We start from the raw sequence: 20714 nt of genomic DNA, 5'->3' as shown, positions 1-20714 counted from the left end.
CGTCCATCTCCTCACATGCCCTTCTGTCTCATTGCTCCACGCCTGCACGCACGCCCAGAAAGCGCGCCATGCGCTCGAGCGCCAACTCGGGACGAATCAACACGCCTGCTTCGTCGGCCTTGCGAAAGACCTCCGCGAAATGCAGCACCGAACGCGCGGACTCCATGCCACCCGCCATCGAGAAGTGATCCTGATGTCCGTTGAGCCATGCCAGAAACACGACGCCAGCCTTGTAGTACTGCGTCGGCGCGCGGAACAGCTCGCGCGAAAGCGCAACGGTCGGATCAATGGCTGCGCAGTAGCCTTCGAAATCCTGTTTCGCGAGCAGGCCCAGCGCTTTCGCTGCGACCGGTGCGATCGGATCGAAAATGCCGAGGAGCGCGTGCGAAATGCCCGTGCTGTCACCCGCGATCAGGTCGCCGTAATTGAAGTCGTCGCCGGTGTACATCTTCACGCCGTCAGGCAACTGCGCGCGCAGTTCGCGCTCATATTCGGCATTGAGCAGCGAGATCTTGATGCCCTCGATCTTGCCCGCGTGAAGCCGGATGATCTCCAGCACGGTGGCCATCGCCGTGCGCACGTCACGGCTGCCCCAGTAGCCGTCGAGTGAGGCGTCGAACGCGTCGCCAAGCCAGTGCAGCACGACCTTTCTGCGGCTTTCCGCGATCACGGCGTCGTAGACGCTCTTGTAGTCGTCAGCCGAGCGGGCGGCGGCGCACAGCGCCCGGCTCGCCATCATGATGGCGCGGCCGCCCGCGCTCTCGACCACGTCGAACTGCTCCTTGTAGGCCGCGATCACGTCGGACAGACTGTGCCGGCGGCTGTCGTCGAGCTGATCGGTTCCTGCACCGCACGCGAGATCGGCGCCCGGAATCTGGCGCGCATGTGCGACACTGCGGCGGATCAGCTCGGCGGCGCCCTGCCAGCCTAGCCCCATGCCGCGCTGAGCGGTGTCCATTGCTTCCGCTACCTTGAAGCCCAGGCCATAGAGGTAGCTGCGAAAAGCCAGCGTCCTGTCCCAGTCGATAGCCGGTGCACCGGACCATGACTCGTAAGGTTGTATCGGATCGACGACAACGTGCGCGGCCGCATAGGCGGTGCGATTGAAAGCAGGGGGTCGGGGTGCGACCAGCGGTTCGGGACGCTGGAGGACGTAGTCCACGACGCAACCGTCTGCGTTGGGAAGGCGAATCTTCATGATCGGATCTCTCAATGGATGGTCGAAGCGGAGGTCATCGCTGGACGCGAATCGGCACTCGCCTGAGCGGGTGGCTGCACGCGCCCGAGAATGTGGTCGGCGGCCTTCTCGCCAATCATGATCGTCGGCGCGTTGGTGTTGCACGACGGCACGAAGGGCATCACCGACGCATCGACGACGCGCAGGTTCTCAATGCCAATCAGCCGCAACTCCGGCGTGACGACACTCATCGGATTGGCCTCCGGCCCCATACGGCAGGTGCCGACCGGGTGATGGTCGGTCTTGGCGTTCGCGCAGGCATAGTCGAACAGTTCCGCTTCAGTGCGCACCTTCGCGCCGGGCAGAATCTCCGCCTGCACGAAGCGCTGCATTGCCGGCTGGCTCATCAGTTCGCGCGCGAGCCGCAATCCGTCGATGGCCGCCTTGCGGTCCAGCGGGTCTTCCCAATAGTTTGGGTCGATCAGTGGTGCCGCGTTGAGATCGGCATTGGGCAGACGCACGGTGCCACGCGATTTCGGCCGCAGATACGCGGTATTCAACGTGACGCCCGCGTTGTTCAGCTTCGCCATGCCCGCCTCGATACCGGAGCCCAAGCCGAGGTGAAACTGGATGTCGGGTGAGCGAACCGCAGGTGACGGCGCGCCTTCGGCGTACCAGAACCCGCCGGTTTCAAAAAGGCTCGACGCGACCGGCCCCTTCTTCAGCAGAAGATATTGAAGCCCAGCCCAGGCGGCATGCTGGAGCCTGTTGTACTTGTCGTAGGTATGATCGCCCGTGCACTCGGCGATCACGAAAAGATCGAGATGATCCTGGAGGTTGGCGCCTACGCCCGGCAAGTCGTGAACGGTACGTATCCCTACCGACTCGAGATGGTCCGCCGGTCCGATTCCCGAATGCATCAACAGGCGCGGCGATCCGATCGCGCCCGACGAAACGATGACTTCGCGGCTTGCGCGAATCGTCGTCGGCGTGCGATCGGTGCCGCTCGCCACCTTGACGCCGACGGCGCGCCCATCTTCGACAATCACGCGCAACGTGCGCGACTGAAGCCGCACGGTCAGGTTAGGTCTACCGAGCACCGGTTCGAGAAACGCAACCGCCGCAGACGAGCGACGCGCATTGAACTGCGTCAACTGGTAATACCCAAGACCGGCCTGGCTTGCGCCATTGAAGTCGGCATTGAACGGCATGCCCATCTCCTGCCCGGCCTGGAAAAACGCTTCGCAGATCGGCAACGGGCTGATCGGGTTCGAGACACCGAGCGGCCCGCCGTACGCGTGGAATTCGTTGGCGAAGCGCTGGTTGTTTTCGGACCGGCGAAAGTACGGCAACACGTCGTGATAACTCCAGCCCGTGGCGCCGCCAATCGATTCCCATTCGTCATAATCGGCCGGTACGCCGCGCGTGTAGATCTGCGCGTTGATCGACGAACCGCCGCCGATCACCTTCGCCTGCGTGAAGCGCAGAACGCGGTTCTTCAAATGCTTCTGGGGAACCGTATGCCAGCCCCATGAGCCAATGCCCCGCGTCATCTTCGCGAAGCCGGCCGGCATATGAAAGAGCGGATTGCGGTCCGACCCACCCGCTTCGAGCAACAACACCTTCACAGCCGGATCGGCGCTCAGGCGGTTGGCGAGCACGCAGCCGGCCGACCCGCCACCCGTAATGATGTAGTCAAACGTCTCTGTGTTCATGATGCTCACCTTCAGAACGCGGCAATCGAGAGGCCACCATCGACATGCAGCACGCTGCCCGTCGCGAACTGCAACGCGCCGCCCGCCAGTTGCGCGACGGCCTGTGCCACATCGTCGGTCTCGCCCCAGCGCTGCATCGGCACCAGCCCCTTGGCAAAACGCGCCTCGTACTTTTGTGCGACACCGGCGGTCATTGGCGTACGGATGATGCCGGGGCGCACCTCGAACACGCCGATTCCCGCCTGCGCGAGGCGCAATGCAAAGAGCTTCGTGAGCATCGGCAACGCTGACTTCGAAAGGCAGTACTCGGCGCGCTCGGGCGACGCCATCGTCGCGGACACCGACGACACGGTGACAATCGAGCGCGGGTGTGCAGAAGAAGCGGCGATCATGTGACGCGCAACCGCCTGCGTCAGGAAGAACGTTCCCTTGAGGTTCACGCCGAGGACCTCGTCGAATCCGCCCAGCGCTACATTCAGCAAATCGCCGCGCACCGGTGAGCCGATGCCCGCGTTGTTCACGAGGCAGTCGACAGAACCGCCCCACTCCACGACACGCTCGACGAGCCCCGCGTGCGAGGCCACGTCACCGAGATTCGAGCGCACGAAGAGCACTCGCGCGCCATGTGCCTCAATGCTTCGCGCGGTGACGTTGGTGTATTCGTCATCCTCAAGATCGGTGAAGGCAACGTCGTAGCCCCGGCGCGCAAGTTCGCATGCGATGGCCCGGCCAATGCCGCGGCGGGCGCCCGTCACAAGTGCGACGGGACGTGCGCTCGTTGCAACGTCAGTAGCGGCTGCGGTGCCCATCATGCGATCCTTTGCTCGGTCTGCGCGTCGAAGATCACGAGCTTCGAGAGATCGACGCGCAGCTTGCACCGTTCGCCCGCCGCGTGCGGGATATCGGCCGAAAGCCGTGCCGCCACTTCCATGCCGCCCATCTCGATGACCGCGAGCACGTCGGGGCCGGTGGGCTCCATCACCTGCATCGTGACCTCGACGTCGCGCAACGCGTGCGTATTCCGGCTGCTTTCGACGCCGATTGCCTCGGGTCGCAGCCCCGCGATCACCTTGCGGCCCGCATGACTGAATACCGCCGACGCCTGCTCCTCGGGCAACTCGAGCCTCACGGCGGCCGCGTCCTCACCCATCGTGATGAACAGCTTTCCGCCCTTGGTATTGAGTGTGGCCGGAATCAGGTTCATCGACGGCGAGCCCATGAATGTCGCAACGAACGTGTTGGCCGGAGTGTTGTAGATTTCAGCAGGCGTGCCGAACTGCTGGATCACCCCGCCCTTCATCACGGCGATGCGCGTGGCCAGTGTCATCGCCTCGATCTGGTCGTGCGTGACATAGACGATCGTTGCGCCCAGACGCTGGTGCAGCTTCTTGATCTCGGTGCGCATGTCCACGCGCAGCTTCGCATCGAGATTCGAGAGCGGTTCGTCGAACAGAAATATCTTCGGATTGCGAACCAGTGCACGTCCCATCGCCACCCGCTGGCGCTGACCACCGGACAGTTGCCCCGGTCGACGGTTGATCAGATGATCGATCTGGAGCAGGCGCGCGGCGTCCGCCACAGCCTTTTCACGCTCGGCCTTCGGTACCTTGCGCATCTCCAGGCCGAAACTGATGTTCTGGCCGACAGTCATATTCGGATAGAGCGCGTAGCTCTGGAACACCATTGCGATGTCCCGCTCGCTCGGATGCAGGTCGTTCACGCGGTCGCTGTCGATGCGGATCTCGCCGCCGGAGATCGTATCGAGCCCCGCGATCAGCGAGAGCAGCGTCGACTTCCCACAACCAGAGGGGCCGACGAGCACGAGAAAGTCGCCGTGCGTCACATCGATGTTGATGTTCTTCAGGATTTCCGTGGCACCGTAGGCCTTGCGGACGTTCGAAATATGCAGCGAAGCCATTTGCTCACCCCTTCACAGAACCGGCCATCATGCCGCGCACGAAGTAGCGGCCGCCGACCACATAAACCAGCAGCGTGGGCAGCGCGGTAATCACCGCGGCAGCCATCTGCACGTTGTACTCACGCACGCCCGTGGACGTGTTCACGATGTTGTTGAGCGCCACCGTGATAGGCGCCGTGCTGCCCGTCGTGAACGACGCACCGAACAGGAAGTCGTTCCAGATGTTCGTGAACTGCCAGATCACCGTCACCGTGATGATGGCGCCCGAGCACGGCAGCAAAACGCGCAGGAAGATGCGGAAAAAGCGCGCGCCGTCGATCATTGCGGCCTTCACCAGTTCGTCCGGGAACGCGACGTAGAAGTTGCGGAAATACAGCGTCGTAAAGCACAGCCCGTAGACCACGTGCACGAATACGAGGCCCGTGATCGACTGCGCGAGCCCGATGCGTCCGAGAAAGGTCGCCATCGGAATCAGCACGATCTGGAACGGGATGAAGCAGCCGAACAGCACGAGACCGAACAGGATGTTGTCTCCCTTGAAGCGCCATTTCGTGAGCACGTAGCCGTTCAGGGCGCCAATGAATGTCGAGATCGAAACCGCTGAGACCACCATCCGTGTCGAGTTCCAGAAGAAGCCCTTCACGCCCGAGCAGTCGAGGCCGACGCACGCTTCGCCCCAAGCCTTCAGCCAGGGCTGCAGCGTCCAGTGCTGCGGCAGCGCGAGTATGTTGCCGCTGTACACCTCCGGCAGCGGCTTGAACGACGTCAGCATCATCACCAGCAGTGGCACCAGATAGATCACTGCGAAGATGGCCAGCAAACCATAGATCACAATGCGCGACACGTAGTTGTGCCGCCCCATCACCATCTGCGGCGAATCCCATCCTTTTTTCGACATGACAGTCTCCCTGCTCTCGTCAATGGGCGCCGCGGCCGCTGCGCGGCTTGAGCTCCGAATACAGGTACGGCACCATGATCGCGGCGACCGTGCACAGCATCATCACGGCGCTCGCCGCACCCATGCCCAGCTCGTTGCGCGTGAACGTGAACGAGTACATGAAGGTCGACGGCAATTCAGTCGAATAGCCTGGACCCGCACCCGTGAGTGCGACCACCAGCTCATAGCTCTTCACCGCGAGGTGGACGAGGATCACGAACGCCGAGACGAACGCCGGACGCAGTTGCGGGATGATGATGCGTCGATAGATCGAAGGCATACGCGCGCCGTCGATCGACGCAGCCTTCACCATGTCCTGGTCGATGCCGCGCAGGCCCGCCAGGAACATGGCCATTACGAAGCCTGAGGCCTGCCACACAGCGGCGATGACGACGCAATAGATCGCCATGTGGTCGTCGATGATCCAGTTGAACTGAAAGCTCGTCCAACCCCAGTCATGGAACAGCTTCGTGAGGCCGAGGCCAGGATTGAGGATCCACTTCCACGCCGTGCCGGTGACGATGAACGAAATCGCCATCGGATACAGGAAGATCGCACGCAAGCCACCTTCGAGGCGAATGCGCTGGTCGAGCAGGATCGCGAGCATGAGGCCGATCGCCATGCACAGAATCACATACAGCGACGCATAGATGCCGAGGTTCATGACCGCGACGTGCCAGCGGGGATGCTCCCAGACTCGTATGTACTGCGTAAAACCACCCCAGTGGAGGTTCGCGAAGGCGCGCGAGCGCGTAAAGGACAGCAGTGTCGTCCAGATGATGAAGCCGTAGACGAAAATCAGCGTGGTGATCAACGTTGGCGAAAGCACCACCTTCGGCAACATCTGCTCGATGCGGTTGCGCAGGCTCGTACGTCGAGCGGATTCGGGAGAAGACATGGCCACGGCATCTCGAGTCGAGGCGTGGGGAGTCCGGTGAGTAGTGTGCATGTAAACCACCTTCCACTTCGGAGCTTCGGGACCGGGAAGCCCGCATGCGGACGTCCCGGTTGGCTGATCAGGCTTGCCTGGGATGGCTACTTCGCTTCGTTGACGGCGTCGACAAGCTGCTTCACCGCATCCGCCGACGACTGGTTCGAATTGAAGAAGTGGGTCACGACGTCATACACGGCGTTCTTCGGACCGTCCGGCATGGCGTGCCCATGTGCAAAGCTGCCGACCATGGTTCCGTTCTTCAGGGCCGAGCGCAGGTCCGCCATCGACTTCTGGCCGCATGCATCGAAACCGTCCGAGGGTACGTCGAGACGTGCCGGAATCGAGCCCTTGATCTGGTTGAATTTCGCCTGGTCCGCCTTGTCCATCACCGTTTCGGCGAATGCGTCTTCGCCCGGCAGCGTTGCATCGCCCTTCTTGAAGGTGGCGAACTGGTCCGTGTTGAAAATGAAGTCGCCCTGGGTGCCCGGATACTGGAAGCACAAGTAGTCCACGTCGGGCTTCTTGCCCGCATTCACGAATTCACCCTTCGCCCAGTCACCCATGATCTGCATCGCGGCCTTGCCGTTGATCACCATGGACGTGGCGAGATTCCAGTCGCGGCCCGGGAAGTTCGGATCGACCATGCCACGCAGCGCGCGCATCTGATCAAACGCCTTCTCCATCGTTTTTGAGCCGAGCGCGGTGGGATCGAGGTTGACGAGCGCCTGCGTATAGAACTTCGGACCGCCGGCCGACATCACCGCGCTGTCGAAGAGGGTGGCTTCCTGCCACGGCTGACCGCCGTGTGCGAGCGGGATATAACCGGCTTTACGGATCACCGCCGCATCGGCAACGAGCTGGTCGAACGTCTGGGGCGGCGTGAGGTGCAGCTGGTCGAAGATCTTCTTGTTCGCCCAGATCCAGTTGGTGCGGTGGATGTCGACCGGCACGGCGACCCAATGCCCCTGGTACTTCGAGAAGCGCTGGATCGGCGCAGGCACCACCTTGTCCCAGCCGTCTTTCGCCGCCAATGAATCGAGGTTCGCAAGATAGCCCTGCCCGGCATATTCGGGGATGGTGAAACCGAGCATCTGTATGGCATCGGGCGGATTATCCGACGCCACGCGCGCCTTGAGCACCGTGCGCGCGGCCTCGCCGCCGCCACCCGCGATCGGCGCATCTTTCCACGTGTAGCCACGCGTTTTCAGGCCATCCTTGAGTACGGTCAGGGCCTTGGCCTCGCCGCCGGACGTCCACCAGTGCATCACTTCTACCGTCTTGCTGTCGGCCGCGGACGCCGTCATGCTGCTGCCACTCAAAGCGATGGCCGCAACAAGGCCCATCAGACCAGGAAGGGTCCTCTTCAACATGTCTCACTCCACCAGGTTGTTCTCTCTCTTCCGGAGAGAATGTGAAAAACGCGTCCAGCACGATGCTGGACCCGCGCTAACCCGCTGCTACTGCTTCAACGGCACCCACCGGCTGTTGCGCTCGCCGATATGCAGTTGAATGGTCTTGGTCTCCGTGTAGTCCTCGACCGCCTGCTTGCCGAGCTCCCGGCCCACGCCACTTGCCTTGAAACCGCCGAAGGGCAGCTCCGGGTAGCCATCGAGAAACGTGTTCACCCAGATCGTCCCGGCATCGACGCCGCGCGCGACCTTCAGGCAGGTGTCGATGTCACGGCTCCACACCGCCGCGGAGAGACCGTAAGCCGTGTCGTTTGCGATCTCGATGGCGTGCTGCGCGTCACGAAACGGAATGACAGACAGCACGGGCCCGAAAATTTCATCGCGCGCCGCACTCATTTCAGGCGTGACTCCTGTCAGCACGGTCGGCTGGAGATAGGTGCCGCTGGCGCCTTCGTAGCGCGCGCCGCCGACGCGAACCTGCGCACCCGCTGCAACGCCGTGTTCGATGTGCGCGAGGATGTCCCTCATCTGCTGCTCGCTGACGATCGCCCCTACTTTCGCGTCAGGATGCAGCGGATCGCCGACGGGTACGGCCTTCGCACGCTCGACAACGGCGTCGGCAAAACGCTCTGCGATCGACTCATGCACGAGTACGCGGCTGCCGCTGTTGCAGCATTCGCCGGCGTTGAAATAGACACCGAACACGACGGCATCGATCATGGCGTCCCAATCGCAGTCGGGGAACACGATCTGCGGGTTCTTTCCGCCCAGCTCCAGCGACACCTTCTTGAGCTTCGACGATGCGAGTCCCGCGAGCATCGAGCCCACGCGCGTCGAACCCGTGAACGACAGCATGTCGACGAGCGGACTCTCGGCGAGCGGCTGGCCGACCGGAGCACCAAGCCCGGTCACCACATTGACCACGCCTGCTGGCACGCCAGCCGCTTTGACGATGTCCATCAGCATCAGCGTAGTGCCTGATGTGAGTTCGCTCGGCTTGACGATGCAGGTGCATCCGGCCGCGAGCGCGAACGGCAGCTTCTGGCTCAGGATCCACAGCGGGAAATTCCAGGGAGTGATGAGCCCGACGACGCCCACCGGCTGACGCAGCACGAGGCCCAGCATGTCTTCGCCGAGCGTGTCGTAGGTGTCGCCGGAAGTCGTGCGCGCGAGACTTGCTGCGTACTGCCAAAGATCGATGCAGCCCGACACTTCGGCACGTGCCTGGGTGAGCGGCTTGCCGCTTTCGAGCGACTCGACGAGCGCCAGTCGATCAACGTTCTCGCGAATGCCCTCCGCAATCGCGAGCAGCACGCGGGCACGCTCCGCACCCTTGAGCTTCGGCCAGGGGCCCTTGCGGAACGCGTGGTGCGCAGCGTCGATTGCGGCATGCACGTCTTCAGGCGCTGCCGCCGCATACGTGCTCACGAGCGTGCCGTGCGCCGGGCTGCGCCGCTCGATGCGGCCACCGCTGGAAGCCGCACGCCATTCGCCCTCGATGAAGAGCTGGCCGTGATACACGTCGATCCGGGGTGCCGACGATGCCACCAGCAGCGGCCTCAGTCCTGTGTTGATGCTTGCTGTGCTCATTTCACTTGCCCTCAAAGTTCGCTGCGCGCTTTTCGCGGAAACTCAACATGCCTTCGCGCGCATCGGCCGTTGTCGCCGCCAGGGCGCCCGCCATGGCCTCGAGCGTCGCTGCGGTCCCGTCGCCATTTGCCGCGTTCACGAGTTGTTTCGTCAGTTGCACGGAGACTGGCGCGAGACGCGCGACGTGCGCGGCCATCTCAAGCGCGGTATCGAGCGCGCCGCCCGGCGCCGCGACTTCATCCACGAGGCCAATCTCGGCAGCCCGCTTCGCATCGATCCGCTGCCCGGTCAGCGCGAGCAGCTTGACCTTGCTGGCGCCGATGATCGACACGAGCCGCTGGGTACCCGACCAGCCTGGACAGGTCGCGATGCCCGCTTCCGGCAACGCGAAGGTCGCCGCTGGGTCAGTGACGCGCAGATCGGCTGCCGCAGCCAGTTCGAGCCCGCCGCCGAACGCATGGCCATTGATCGCCGCGATCACTGGCACACGCAGACCGGCGACACGACCGAAGATGCGATGGCCGCGCGGCACCCACTGGCGCCACATGTCGAGCGGTTCGAGCGCCGACCATTCGTTGATGTCCGCACCCACGCAGAACGCTTTCGGACCGGCTGCGGTCACGACCACCGCGCGCACATCCGGCGACGCGTCGATCAGGACGATCAGCTCATCGAGCCGCGCCAGCATCACCGGCGTGAGCGAGTTGAGCTTCTCCGGGCGGTTGAGCGTGACAATCGCGACCGCGCCGCGGCGCTCGTACTGCACGAGTTCGATCTCAGCCACGGCGCGTCTCCTTCAGTTGCAGCCCGAACGGGGCGTCGGTGAAGAGCGCACCATCCATCGTCTTCAGGTCCGGCGAGACTGCAAGAGGAAATTCGGCCTGTTCGAGCACGTCGCGATGCAGATCGATACCCGGCGCAATCTCGATAACCTCAAGGCCCGCAGGCGTCAGTTGCAGGACGCATCGCTCAGTCACATAAAGGACCTGCTGCCCGCGCTGCTGCGCCATGCGACCGCTGAATGTGACGTGGTCGACATCGCCCACGAACTTCTTTGACTTGCCTTCCTGCAAGATCGCGAGGCGGCCATCGCCCACCTGGAGCTTCGCGCCAGCCGTAAAGAAGCCGGAAAACACGAGCTTTTTTGCGTGTGTCGTGATGTCGATGAAGCCGCCGCAGCCAGCGGTGAGATAGGGCTTGCTCGGCAGCTTCGAGACGTTGACACTACCCGACTGGTCGATTTGCAGGAACGACAGCAGCGACACGTCGAAGCCGCCGCCCTGGAAATAGATGAACTGCGATGGCGAAGGCATGATGGCGTCCGCGTTCGCGGAGCAGCCGAACGCGAAACCGAGCAGCGGCATGCCGCCCACAGCGCCCTGCTCGATCGCCCACGTCACCTTGCCGTCGTGGCCCTCCTCCAGCAGAATGCGCGGCACGTTCGCCGAGATGCCGAAGCCGAGGTTGACCGCGTCGCCATCGCCGACCTCCATCGCTGCGCGGCGCGCAATTACCTTCTCCGCATTCCATTGCGCGAACTCGAACGCGCTCTCCGGCACCCTGATTTCGCCGCTGATCTCCGGGTCGTACTCGATCTGCGTGGTCTGCTTCTGCTCGGGATCGACCACCACGTAGTCAACGAGATTGCAGGGGATATGAACCTGCTGGGTGGGTAGCGAGCCGGCCTTGACCACGCGCTTGACCTGCGCGATCACGATGCCGCCGTTGTTGCGCACGGCCAGCGCCTGGTCGCGGCCGCCCAGCAGTGCGCCTTCATGCTCGTACGACAGGTTGCCCTTCTCGTCGGCCGTGGTCGCGCGCACGATCGCGACGCGCGGCACGATGTTCGGGAAAAACAACCAGTCCTCGCCCTCGAACTGCACCTTGCGCACGACTGGCGAGGCTTCAGAGACACGGTTCATCGCGCCACCCTGCCGATCGGGATCGACGAACGTGTCGAGGCCGACCTTCGTGAGCACGCCGGGGCGCTTCGCGGCGGCATCGCGATGCATGTCGAACATCACGCCGCTCGGCAGGTTGTAGGCGCGAATCTCGTTGTTGACGACCATGCGCCAGATGTCGGGCATCGGCAGGCTCGAAGGGCCGCTCGGAAACGAGCCTGCGATTACGGCGCGAATCAGGCCGGGCCTCGCGAGATGGTCGATGCCCTTGATGCCATACATGTCGCCGGCGGCAATCGGATGCAGCAGCGTGAGCTGGTGCGGATGAGACTCTTGCTCAAACCGCGCGCCGATGGCCGCGAGCATCGCATCGGGACAACCGAGGCCGCTTGACGAGCTGACCGTGACGATGTCGTCATCGTTGATCAGGCTTGCGGCCTCGGCCAATGAAACTACTTTGCTGGAAACCACAACACGTCTCCTCACGAGGCTTCAGCGTTCCGGGTAGACGCGATCGCGCCGGCGCCGCGCGGCGCCCAACCCTTGCTACTGTTCATGTTCGTCTCCTCCGGTCGCCAAAATTGGAACGTTCCAATTTTGGCGCTGAATTCATCGCAGTCTGGGTGCCAAACTGCGATACCAAAGGTTTGCTGGGTACTGGTCAGGAATTTTTGGAACGTTCCAAATTACTCAATTGGATCGTTCCAACGAACTGTAGTAGACTGCATTGGCGATGTCAAACACTTTTTGGAACGATCCAATTGTGCAGAGCAACATGAAAACGGGCGCGACAATCCAGGATATCGCGGCGGCGGCCGGCGTATCGAAGTCCACCGTCTCGCTGGTGTTACAGCACAGCCCCAAGATCAAGGCAGAGACCGCCGAAAAAGTCCGCGAGGCCGCGCGCGCGCTCGGCTATGTCTATAACCGCGGCGCCGCCAACCTGCGCGGCGGTCGCAGCACAACGATCGGCATGGTCATTAACGACCTCACCAACCCCTTCTTCGTCGAGTTGCTGGTGGCAATCGAGCGGGTGCTCGCGCAGTCCGGCTACACGACGCTGATGGCCCACACGGCTGAAAGCGTCGCGACCCAGACCCGCGTGCTCCAGTCGATGCGGGAGCAGAATGTCGCCGGGCTGATCATGTCTCCAGCGCTCGGCACGCCCGACGATATGCCCAGCGAGATCGCGTCGTGGGGCATTCCGCTCGTGCTCGCGATGCGTCCGATGGGCCCGGACGTCGACACGGTCGGTGTCGACAACAACGTCGGCTTCGCGCTTGCAACCGAACACCTGATCCAGCAGGGCCACACCCGAATCGCGTTTGTCGGCAACCGTGCCGGCTATGCAGTCGCGAACGAGCGACGCCAGGGCTATCTGTCCGCAATGGCCAGACACGACCTCGCGGTCGCCGACGAATGGATCGTCGATGTCGAACTGACGCCCGAAGGAGGACGCAAGGCCGTTCGCGCCATCTTCGACATGAAGCATCGGCCAACAGCAGCGGTCTGCTACAACGACCAGGTCGCAATTGGCGTTCTGCATGAACTCGACCGCATGGGAAAACGCGCCGGGAAGGCGCTGGCTGTCGTGGGTTGCGATAACGTGGTTGCGGCTGAACATACTAATCCGCCGCTGACCACGTTGTCTGCCGGTGCAGAGAGGCTCGGCGCCAAGGCCAGCGAAATACTGCTGAACCGTATTGCATCGCTGCCATCGGTATCCGGACCACCGATTCAGTACCTTGTGAAGCCGAGCCTTGTTGTACGGGAATCGAGCATTGGGATCCCTACTCGAGCGCCCAAAGCGTTCGCCCAGTAGGCTAATTCCTCCGCGTCAGGATGATAAGGATTCCAAACGCGTTAGGGCTGGCTCGTCCATTCTTCGCGAGCTCTTGAAGGCGCAATGATGTGTGAGGAGAGATTTCAAGGCCGCCACGCCCCGTCTGGCAAGAACCGAAACACTCACGGTCTACCGCAATTGGACAGCGATCGGCCCGATAACTCCCTTTCGCCGCCTTCGTCGTGTTACCAGTGCGTGGCTGTTTCACCCTTTCAGCCGAGATCCCGCTTTCCTCACGTCGGCGCTACAACTTGCCACACCGCAGAGTCAAACGACACCTCTGCGTCTGAGTTACGTTCGCATTCGCGAAATGCTCCCTTGCCTCTTCGGCCTTACTCTCGACGTGCCCGCCGGAACTAGAACGCGGCGCGTCTCATCGCGCGGGCGACTTTGGTGATCGGTGGTCACGAGCGCATGTGTTTTCTGGGTGTTGCGCGGTACCTGTGCACGCAGCGCCTCATCGTGTTAGCAGCGAGACGCGGTACCGCGCCTAATTTCTCGTTTCCGGATGGCCTGCGATGAGAAGCCTGTGAGCATATGGGAAGCCACGAACTTCTATCGCGTTTCACATACGAGTCACCGTGCGACGCGGGCTGGTTCTCGCAGGAGCGGTGTATTTCAGCCAGAGGCCTGGCGTCGATGCGAGCCAGCCGATGGATGGCTTGACGCCGATCTGCGCCTGTCACTAATCATGAAACCGGGCAGCCATCACCGGGTGCCAGCAACGCTCATTTGGCGGTGCCGTTCACCGCATCCTTGAACGTCTTGCCTGCCGTGAACTTCACGGTCTTCGCAGCTGCGATGCTGATTTCCTCACCCGTCGCCGGATTGCGGCCCGTTCGTGCAGCACGTTCGCCTGAGCTGAAGGAGCCAAATCCAATCAGTTGCACCGTCCTTCCCTCGACCACGGCATTCGTGATCGCGCCAATGACGGCATCGATTGCCTCACCGGTCATCGCCTTGCTTGAGCCCGTAGCCGATGCGACGGCGTCAATGAGTTCCTGTTTGTTCATGAGATTCTTCCTCTGGTGAATAAGAAGGCCTGACAAATTACGGCAACCGCTAAACGCCGGCTAACGCAATTCCAGAACGCACAACCGTACCGTGAAAGCAGCGAACCGCACAAGCGCAACGGCCACTGGAACAAATCCTGTGTGTCGTGTCGCTCTCACCGTCGGGGATACGAGCTCCGGTGACATCGGTCGGATGTTGCGACATGTAACGCAGGTATCAGGCGGATTACGCAGTTGCGTTCGGACAACCCGCCAGAGCAGCGCAACAGTCGCTATTTGGCGCGCAACCTGGGCGCGCAAATCTCGCGCATTCGCATACAGCATCGCGAAGATTGACAGCAACACTTACCAGTGTCTTTCTGGCGGCGCGGTTCGCCGGCTATCGCACCTTTAGGGTCATCCGCGATATTCCGCGCGCAGGATACGCCCTACAATTTTCGCCACTCTTTAAGGAATTGTGCCGGACTGTTTTGAGCCTCTGCATCCTGTCCGGGTGGCATGGTGCCTGGCGCTATTCTGGTTGGCGGCACAAAGTCGAGACGGATAATGGAAGGGAACGAACGGTGGACGAGCGTAAGCGGGAAAGCATGGTGAGTTATCTACGTAGGCGGATGTCGGAATTCGGCATCGAGCCCGACGATCTTGCTAAATCAATCGCATTGGATCAGCGCCGGCAGAGGGAAGCATGTTATCGCAACGCCTCAGGGGAAACCTGGGACGGCAAGGGTGAAATCCCGCGCTGGCTTCAACAGGCAATCAGCGCTGGACAATCGTTTGAGCATTTTTCAGTCAACGGGACTGCCGCTCAGGTGGTGCGCAAACGCGGCGGCGTCGACTGGCGCAATGATCCCTTTGCCGGCACTCGCCTCGCCGGCGACCTGCGAGGCCTCGCATCCTGATCGACACTGGCTGGCCCGTAGCCTCTGGCCTTTATGGTATGCGAAGGGATTTGCCTGGGTTGAGAGACTAGCGCCCTGGCAAGGTTCCGGGACGGGCTTTGCTTGTTCCGCTAAGGGCGCGCGAATTTAGTCCAGACGAGGCTGGCCGTGCGGGCCACCCGCACGCAGAGCATTCAGCCTGAGAAAATGTTCTTCGCGGCGCGTTCTCAGTACAGCCATGTCCCCTCGCAGGACGGTCCGCGCTTCGTTGAGCCACGGTGCCATACTGTCTTCAGCGCTACGCTCCAGCTCCGCGAGACGGACCAAGCGACCCCTGATCTCCGCATCAATGTTGAGCATGCTCACCAGTATGTCCTCAGGCCGTTGAGCCATTGTCCCTGCTCCCAATCGTCATGGTTATAGTCGCCGATTCGGTCCACCAGGATCCGGCCGGTGTCCGAGCCTCTGGGGCCGGTCAAACCGATAGTGAACACACCCAACTACCAACTGAAGCTGTCATGCGGACGGCGATGTCGACAGCGATATCCAGCCTGGCCTGCTCAAGGTCACCCTTTCCAAGTTCCGCTGGCACGCCGCCTGCGGTACGTGCCACGAACACGGTCTGTCGTGGTGACAGACTATCGCTCCCGGTCAGTGCACCCGGGCTATCGCACGCAAAACGGCATCGCCCCGCGGCGTCACGCGAGCCATGGGCAGGCCGGCTTCGGGCGGCTCCATCTCCACCAACTGGAGCTCACGTAACGCCCAGAGCTCCATGCGATCCACGTCCATCCGCTCTGGCGCATCCTTCACCAGCATCAGCGTGGCAATTTCGTGGGCACTCAACATGAGATTCCCTCTCGATCAGGGGTTGAGAAAAAACGGCTCCTGCCGGAGGGTCGCATTGGAACGGCCGCCCGATCGAAAACCAGCGGCTATCCGACAAGCATCACTGCGGACGGCAGGCCACATCCTCGGGAAGGACTTCGCCGCCTCTGTCTGCCGGCGCTGTGCCTCTGGCGAGATGATTTTTGAGAGCAATGTCATGCCGAACAGTTGTGGGTGTCACAGCCACGGCGCAGTGGTGAACATCGATGACGTCGACGCCCCGAACGCTCCTGGGAATCGAGGTACACATCCCCGTCGCGTGCTGGACAGTCTCAACATAGCTAGCAAAGGCAAACCGGTTAAGTGTTGCTGTCGTCTGCAACGCCATATCCATCATGGCACTGGTATCCGCGCCCCACTGCGCCGCAATCGACAGCATCAGGTTGCCCGGGAGCCAGGCAAACAGCTCGGACGTCTGCAATGAAAGTACGCTTTCCCGGCTCTTCTGCGCTTCTGCGAGGACTGCTCCGTACATCGAGAGGTTCAGTCGCGCGAGTTCACTGAATCCAACGGCCAGACGGGCGAGAACAGGAAACGCTGTCGCACAGGCTTCTCTTGTGGCAAATGCGTTCTGATGAGGAATACTCACGAAATGGCTCCATGCGGTGACCAACAAGCGCGTGGCCGCTGCCACCGCGGCCGATCGTCGGCATTTCAGGCAACCGCGAAAACTGCCTCGCGAAGCCCTGCCGATGAAACTTAGAGGGTCGATTCTAACTTTGTTAAATCCGCGCGAGGGCCAGGAATTTCCCCAATATGTGGGATTGAGCACATGATGGTGATCAACCATTGCGCTGAAGCGGCGCGGAAAGGTCGGAACTCATCACTCAGGGAGGCCCGCCCTTGCGTAGAACATATTAAGTTTGTCACTCTTTCGAAAGCAAAACTGTCAATCGGCGCGGACGCATTCCCAGATCTGAACAAAAGTCAAAAAAAACAATGGGTTGCCTGGTTTCGCGTGCTTTTCTCGACGCACCTTTCGCACTGTAGCGTCAATTGAAAGCTTCCCGCTCGAAAGTCCGTCCGCGAGGGCGCCGAAATGTCGACGGGCACCACGTTATTGATAGTGTGGGTTGGAAATTTCCCTAGGCCTGTGCGCAGCAAGCGTTGTGCATGCCAAGCTAGAAGATAGCGTCATCCGGTCTCACGAAAATGCGCGTTTTCTAGCCTACGTGGCGCAAATTTCTTTTGAATACACCATTCGCATTCCTAATTACATAAACTTGCTATAGTGCACTCGCCGGTTGCTTCCAGCGCATATGAAGACGACCGTCAAGATTTGTCGACCCACTTTGAAGCCCTGGTTGTGTTGTAAACTACGCCGAAAGCCTCCCGGCATTCCGCATGACGAGAAACCACAATAATATCAATCAGTTAAGCGGAAATTCGCTGACTTTTATGTAAGTTGACAAAATTATTGGGATCTCATGCGAAGTGACAGTTTTATTGTGCGGCGAGTGAGAGCGTGCAAAAACTGGGGAGGCGGATCTCGTCAGCTATCCCTTGCTTACGGCAGTATGTTCTGTAAATCGGCTGCTACCGGCCGACACTGACCCGATGCACTTGCCGTAATCGATGTCGGCAATCTTGAGCGCCGAGATGCGACGAGGCGAGAATTCTCCGTTCAAAACCGCAACCCTGACCTGCGCCATGCAGTGCGCCCCTTCATCCGTCCAGCGCATCTGTCGCTTCTTGGCCATACGGTAGCTGACGACCTGATTCACCGCCGACTCGGCGATGCTGCTGCTGATCGGCAGGCCCTTGCGATGCCGGGCGCCGTAGTTGACCAACGTGCCCGCGTTCTTCTTCAGGTAACTGGAGACAGTGTTCAGATTCCACCACAGCGTTTTGAATTCGTGTCCCTCCCTCGCCAGGAGCCGGCTGTCCAGCGCCTTGATCTGCTCCAACGCCTTGCCGCCCTTTCCATGCCAGACTAACCATTTCGCGTGAATGATCTCTGTTTCCACCGACTCCCGTTCCATCGAGTCGATCATCTTGCTGCCGAACACGGAGCGCTCCGCCGCCTGGAACTTCATCGCGATGTGAAACCAGTCGAGAATCCGGCCGCGAGCCAGCTGACTGCCCTCGACCGTCTTCCCAAATTCACCACCATCGTCGCTGATCACTGTCACGCGCTCATTGGTCGCCACACCAATCCGGCGAAGAAATTGGTCGAGTCGCGCTGCGGCCGACGTGACCTCCTTGTGCACATACGCATACAGTTTTGGGGGCGCGTCGGTGAATGTCGCTCGTCCCGCGACGATGTTCACATGGCGGCCAGGGGCTCTCCCGGGGTCGCAATTGCGCAGCCACGCCGAGTCGACGCTCACAGCGGCGACATGGCTGCATTCGCGAACCTGTTCGTCTGCAACAGACTGGGGCAACTGCGCGATGTCGCGCTCTATATCAGCGTCGAGCTGTTTTCCAAGATCAAGAATCCGATCCCGGATGCCACTCGACGAGATGCCCTTCTCTAGCGGCAGCACTTCCGTGAGCATGGCTGTCGCCTGCCGGTAGGGCAAGTGAGCTGCCCACTTCGCCTCAAGATATTCCAGCTCCGGCGTGACGCGTCTGGTTAGTGCTTTCGACAAGGGGTGCACTACACGCTGCTCCGTCTGCAAGGTCCCTTGACATTCACACGACCATAGCCGCGGACTCTTCATGGTCACTTTGCCATACACAGTGCGCAGCACCGTCGAGCGACTGTCCTTGTGGCGCAAGGCGGCACCGCAGCTCTGGCAATGGATCTGGCCTGACATCCAGCACTGCACCTGTTTCGATATGAGCTCGGCCTGCACCTTTGCCAACATCGATCGGCCTTCCGCGAGAGTCAGGCCCAGTTCGGCAAGACTACAGTCAGGGCGCTCAATCACGGCCAGCACTTCGTCACCCTCCCCGGTCGTGGCGCTATCTCCGTCGGCCAACCTTGCTTGGATAATCAACCGCATGGTTCGCTCCCACCGTTGCCTGGCCGGTCAGCCTACCCCAAACTCAACCCGCACCGCGTCAACAAGCACAAGCGTCCCTCCTCGAGAACCTCCCCAGGTTTTGCACGCTCTCCGGTGAGTGGCAATAATTTTGTCAATCCGCCCAACGCCTTCGTTATGCGGCGGGGGTTTCAGCAGGATTCTGAATTGACAGATTTATTGTGTTCTACGGCTGTAGGGTCGGCCCCATTCCGTGAGGCTCACCGGCGCCTGCGATGCCGAGTACCGCCTTGCAACGTCCTTGCGAAAAAACCGAACGAGCCGTCGACATTCGATTTTAGAAGGCTGCCAGGCGCATCCTCAGGTGCGGTTCGTGACGCTAGAGGCCTTCGCATCGGGCAGACTTCGGCAGTCATATAACTGCAAGTTAACGTGGCGATGAGAGTCCATATTCGTCAGTCAACTGCGTGTCCAATATGCTTCTCCACAATCCGGGCGGTACTTTTCGATTGCTTGCCCCAGTTCGTGCGTATAGGTGCGCGTCCTGTTGCACGGCGACCGGCATTTGGGTGGCAGGCTGAACTTCGACAATCACTATCAGCGCCTCATCGATGTAGCTGTAGGAAAGCTGAAGCTCCACTTCTCCCTGAACGAGATCCTTGATCTTGCTCTTCAGTGCACCGAGGTACCGATCAACACTGACGCCGTTAGCAGGCGCCTTCGCCCATTGCGCCAATTGCTGATTGACACCTACTGGATTGCAATCGTCATCAACTCCGATGTAAATATGGCCGCCCTGTGTGTTAGCGAACGAAACTACAGTGGTTACTATCTCCCGGAGCTTCGTCTTGTGAGTCGAGCTGCCGAGCGATTGATCCGGATCGGCGAATGGCTTGAATTCGATACGCTGGCCTTCTCCTTGATGCAACGCAGTCCTGATCTGGTCGCTGAGCGGCTGTTTCTTTAACCCGAGTGTTTTCCTTCCGAACGAGATGCTGGAAAAGCGCTCCTCGCGATGAAAATCGAACAAAGTGCCATCCTGATCAATGATGTAGTAGTCGAGACGATCGATATGAGCGGGGACTGCTACCCGACACGCTCCATCCTCTATTCGCGCGTCGAAATGATGAATGGCCTTCCCTTCCCAATATGCGCCCTTTGCGATCAGGGAAACGTGTTCAACCAGCGTTCCGGCCACGACAATCTCAAGCGTTCCATCATCCACGAATTTAGCGTCAGAAACGAATGCTCTTGTCTCAGGCAGCAAGAAAGAAATCTGATCGTTGCGACCATCGTTATTTCCATGGTAAACGGTGAATGGCAACCAGTCGCGAGCTGCATCTTCAATATCAGGGTAGTATGGCTGATCTGGTGACAGGAGAGGAGCCACGTGAGTGCGCGCCCCCGTCTGATTCATGCGTAGACTAACAATCAAACCTGAGCGCGCCATGTATTCATTGTTCCCCGATGGGCAGCTCAAACTCCTCCACTTGTGGGCGGCTAAATTCCCCCAGGCAGGACGAGCGGATTATGCGTCGGATTCCTCAGTGACGGCAAGTCTGGCGGCGGCTTCCCGCAGTCGAT

17 protein-coding genes are annotated in these 20714 nt (G+C 60.9%); 2 read left to right on the top strand and 15 right to left on the bottom strand.

Annotation, left to right across the window (positions count from 1 at the left end; genetic code table 11):
- Positions 1-28: 28 nt before the first annotated feature.
- From L5014_RS34160 to L5014_RS34115, 10 genes are all read right to left on the bottom strand, one after another.
- Positions 29-1198 (bottom strand): dihydrodipicolinate synthase family protein, encoded by a 1170-nt coding sequence (locus L5014_RS34160; RefSeq protein WP_238468314.1) that lies wholly within the window; start codon positions 1196-1198, stop codon positions 29-31.
- An 11-nt stretch (positions 1199-1209) separates the two neighbouring features.
- Positions 1210-2892, bottom strand: coding sequence for a GMC family oxidoreductase (locus L5014_RS34155; RefSeq protein WP_238468313.1), 1683 nt, complete (start codon positions 2890-2892; stop codon positions 1210-1212).
- Between the two features lie 11 nt (positions 2893-2903).
- Positions 2904-3701 carry a 3-ketoacyl-ACP reductase gene (locus tag L5014_RS34150; protein WP_420800188.1) on the bottom strand — a complete coding sequence of 266 codons (798 nt, stop codon included), beginning with the start codon at positions 3699-3701 and terminating at the stop codon, positions 2904-2906.
- Positions 3701-4810: an ABC transporter ATP-binding protein gene (locus tag L5014_RS34145; RefSeq protein ID WP_238468311.1), complete on the bottom strand. Its 1110-nt coding sequence runs from the start codon at positions 4808-4810 to the stop codon at positions 3701-3703. The genes L5014_RS34150 and L5014_RS34145 overlap by 1 nt, the downstream gene beginning before the upstream one ends.
- 4 nt (positions 4811-4814) lie before the next feature.
- The gene (locus tag L5014_RS34140; RefSeq protein WP_238468327.1) at positions 4815-5678 is read right to left on the bottom strand and encodes a carbohydrate ABC transporter permease; all 864 of its coding nucleotides are present in this window, start codon (positions 5676-5678) and stop codon (positions 4815-4817) included.
- Positions 5679-5727: 49 nt separating this feature from the next.
- Positions 5728-6645, bottom strand: a complete 918-nt coding sequence (locus tag L5014_RS34135; RefSeq protein ID WP_238468310.1) for a carbohydrate ABC transporter permease — start codon at positions 6643-6645, stop codon at positions 5728-5730.
- 137 nt (positions 6646-6782) lie between these two features.
- The gene (locus L5014_RS34130) at positions 6783-8051 is read right to left on the bottom strand and encodes an ABC transporter substrate-binding protein (protein WP_238468309.1); all 1269 of its coding nucleotides are present in this window, start codon (positions 8049-8051) and stop codon (positions 6783-6785) included.
- 87 nt (positions 8052-8138) lie between these two features.
- On the bottom strand, positions 8139-9680 hold the full coding sequence (locus tag L5014_RS34125) for an aldehyde dehydrogenase family protein (RefSeq protein WP_238468308.1): 1542 nt from the start codon (positions 9678-9680) through the stop codon (positions 8139-8141).
- 1 nt (position 9681) lies between these two features.
- Positions 9682-10464: an enoyl-CoA hydratase/isomerase family protein gene (locus L5014_RS34120; protein ID WP_238468307.1), complete on the bottom strand. Its 783-nt coding sequence runs from the start codon at positions 10462-10464 to the stop codon at positions 9682-9684.
- A complete protein-coding gene (locus tag L5014_RS34115) occupies positions 10457-12052 on the bottom strand; it encodes an acyl CoA:acetate/3-ketoacid CoA transferase (protein ID WP_238468306.1) in 1596 nt (531 codons plus the stop codon). Before L5014_RS34115 ends, L5014_RS34120 begins: the two co-directional genes overlap by 8 nt.
- 304 nt (positions 12053-12356) lie before the next feature.
- On the opposite strand from L5014_RS34115, the gene L5014_RS34110 reads away from it, so the two are divergent.
- Complete coding sequence (locus L5014_RS34110; RefSeq protein ID WP_238468305.1) at positions 12357-13403, top strand: LacI family DNA-binding transcriptional regulator; 1047 nt, start codon at positions 12357-12359, stop codon at positions 13401-13403.
- 749 nt (positions 13404-14152) lie between these two features.
- Here the strand turns inward: L5014_RS34110 and L5014_RS34105 are convergent.
- Positions 14153-14437, bottom strand: coding sequence for an HU family DNA-binding protein (locus L5014_RS34105; protein ID WP_238468304.1), 285 nt, complete (start codon positions 14435-14437; stop codon positions 14153-14155).
- Positions 14438-14769: 332 nt separating this feature from the next.
- Between L5014_RS34105 and L5014_RS39105 the strand changes: the two genes are divergently transcribed.
- A complete protein-coding gene (locus L5014_RS39105; protein ID WP_420800187.1) occupies positions 14770-15336 on the top strand; it encodes an H-NS histone family protein in 567 nt (188 codons plus the stop codon).
- A gap of 630 nt (positions 15337-15966) precedes the next feature.
- Here the strand turns inward: L5014_RS39105 and L5014_RS34095 are convergent.
- From L5014_RS34095 to L5014_RS34080, 4 genes are all read right to left on the bottom strand, one after another.
- Positions 15967-16164 carry a hypothetical protein gene (locus L5014_RS34095; RefSeq protein WP_238468303.1) on the bottom strand — a complete coding sequence of 66 codons (198 nt, stop codon included), beginning with the start codon at positions 16162-16164 and terminating at the stop codon, positions 15967-15969.
- Positions 16165-16264: 100 nt separating this feature from the next.
- Positions 16265-16792 (bottom strand): hypothetical protein, encoded by a 528-nt coding sequence (locus tag L5014_RS34090; RefSeq protein WP_238468302.1) that lies wholly within the window; start codon positions 16790-16792, stop codon positions 16265-16267.
- Positions 16793-17699: 907 nt separating this feature from the next.
- On the bottom strand, positions 17700-19151 hold the full coding sequence (locus L5014_RS34085) for an ISKra4 family transposase (protein WP_238468301.1): 1452 nt from the start codon (positions 19149-19151) through the stop codon (positions 17700-17702).
- Between the two features lie 406 nt (positions 19152-19557).
- On the bottom strand, positions 19558-20580 hold the full coding sequence (locus tag L5014_RS34080) for an AlbA family DNA-binding domain-containing protein (RefSeq protein WP_238468300.1): 1023 nt from the start codon (positions 20578-20580) through the stop codon (positions 19558-19560).
- Positions 20581-20714 lie beyond the last annotated feature (134 nt).

It is taken from the genome of Paraburkholderia tagetis (assembly GCF_022213065.1).
GTDB lineage: Bacteria > Pseudomonadota > Gammaproteobacteria > Burkholderiales > Burkholderiaceae > Paraburkholderia > Paraburkholderia tagetis.
The sequence above is the reverse complement of the archived record's forward strand: the minus strand, read 5'-3'. Positions and strand labels throughout refer to the sequence as shown.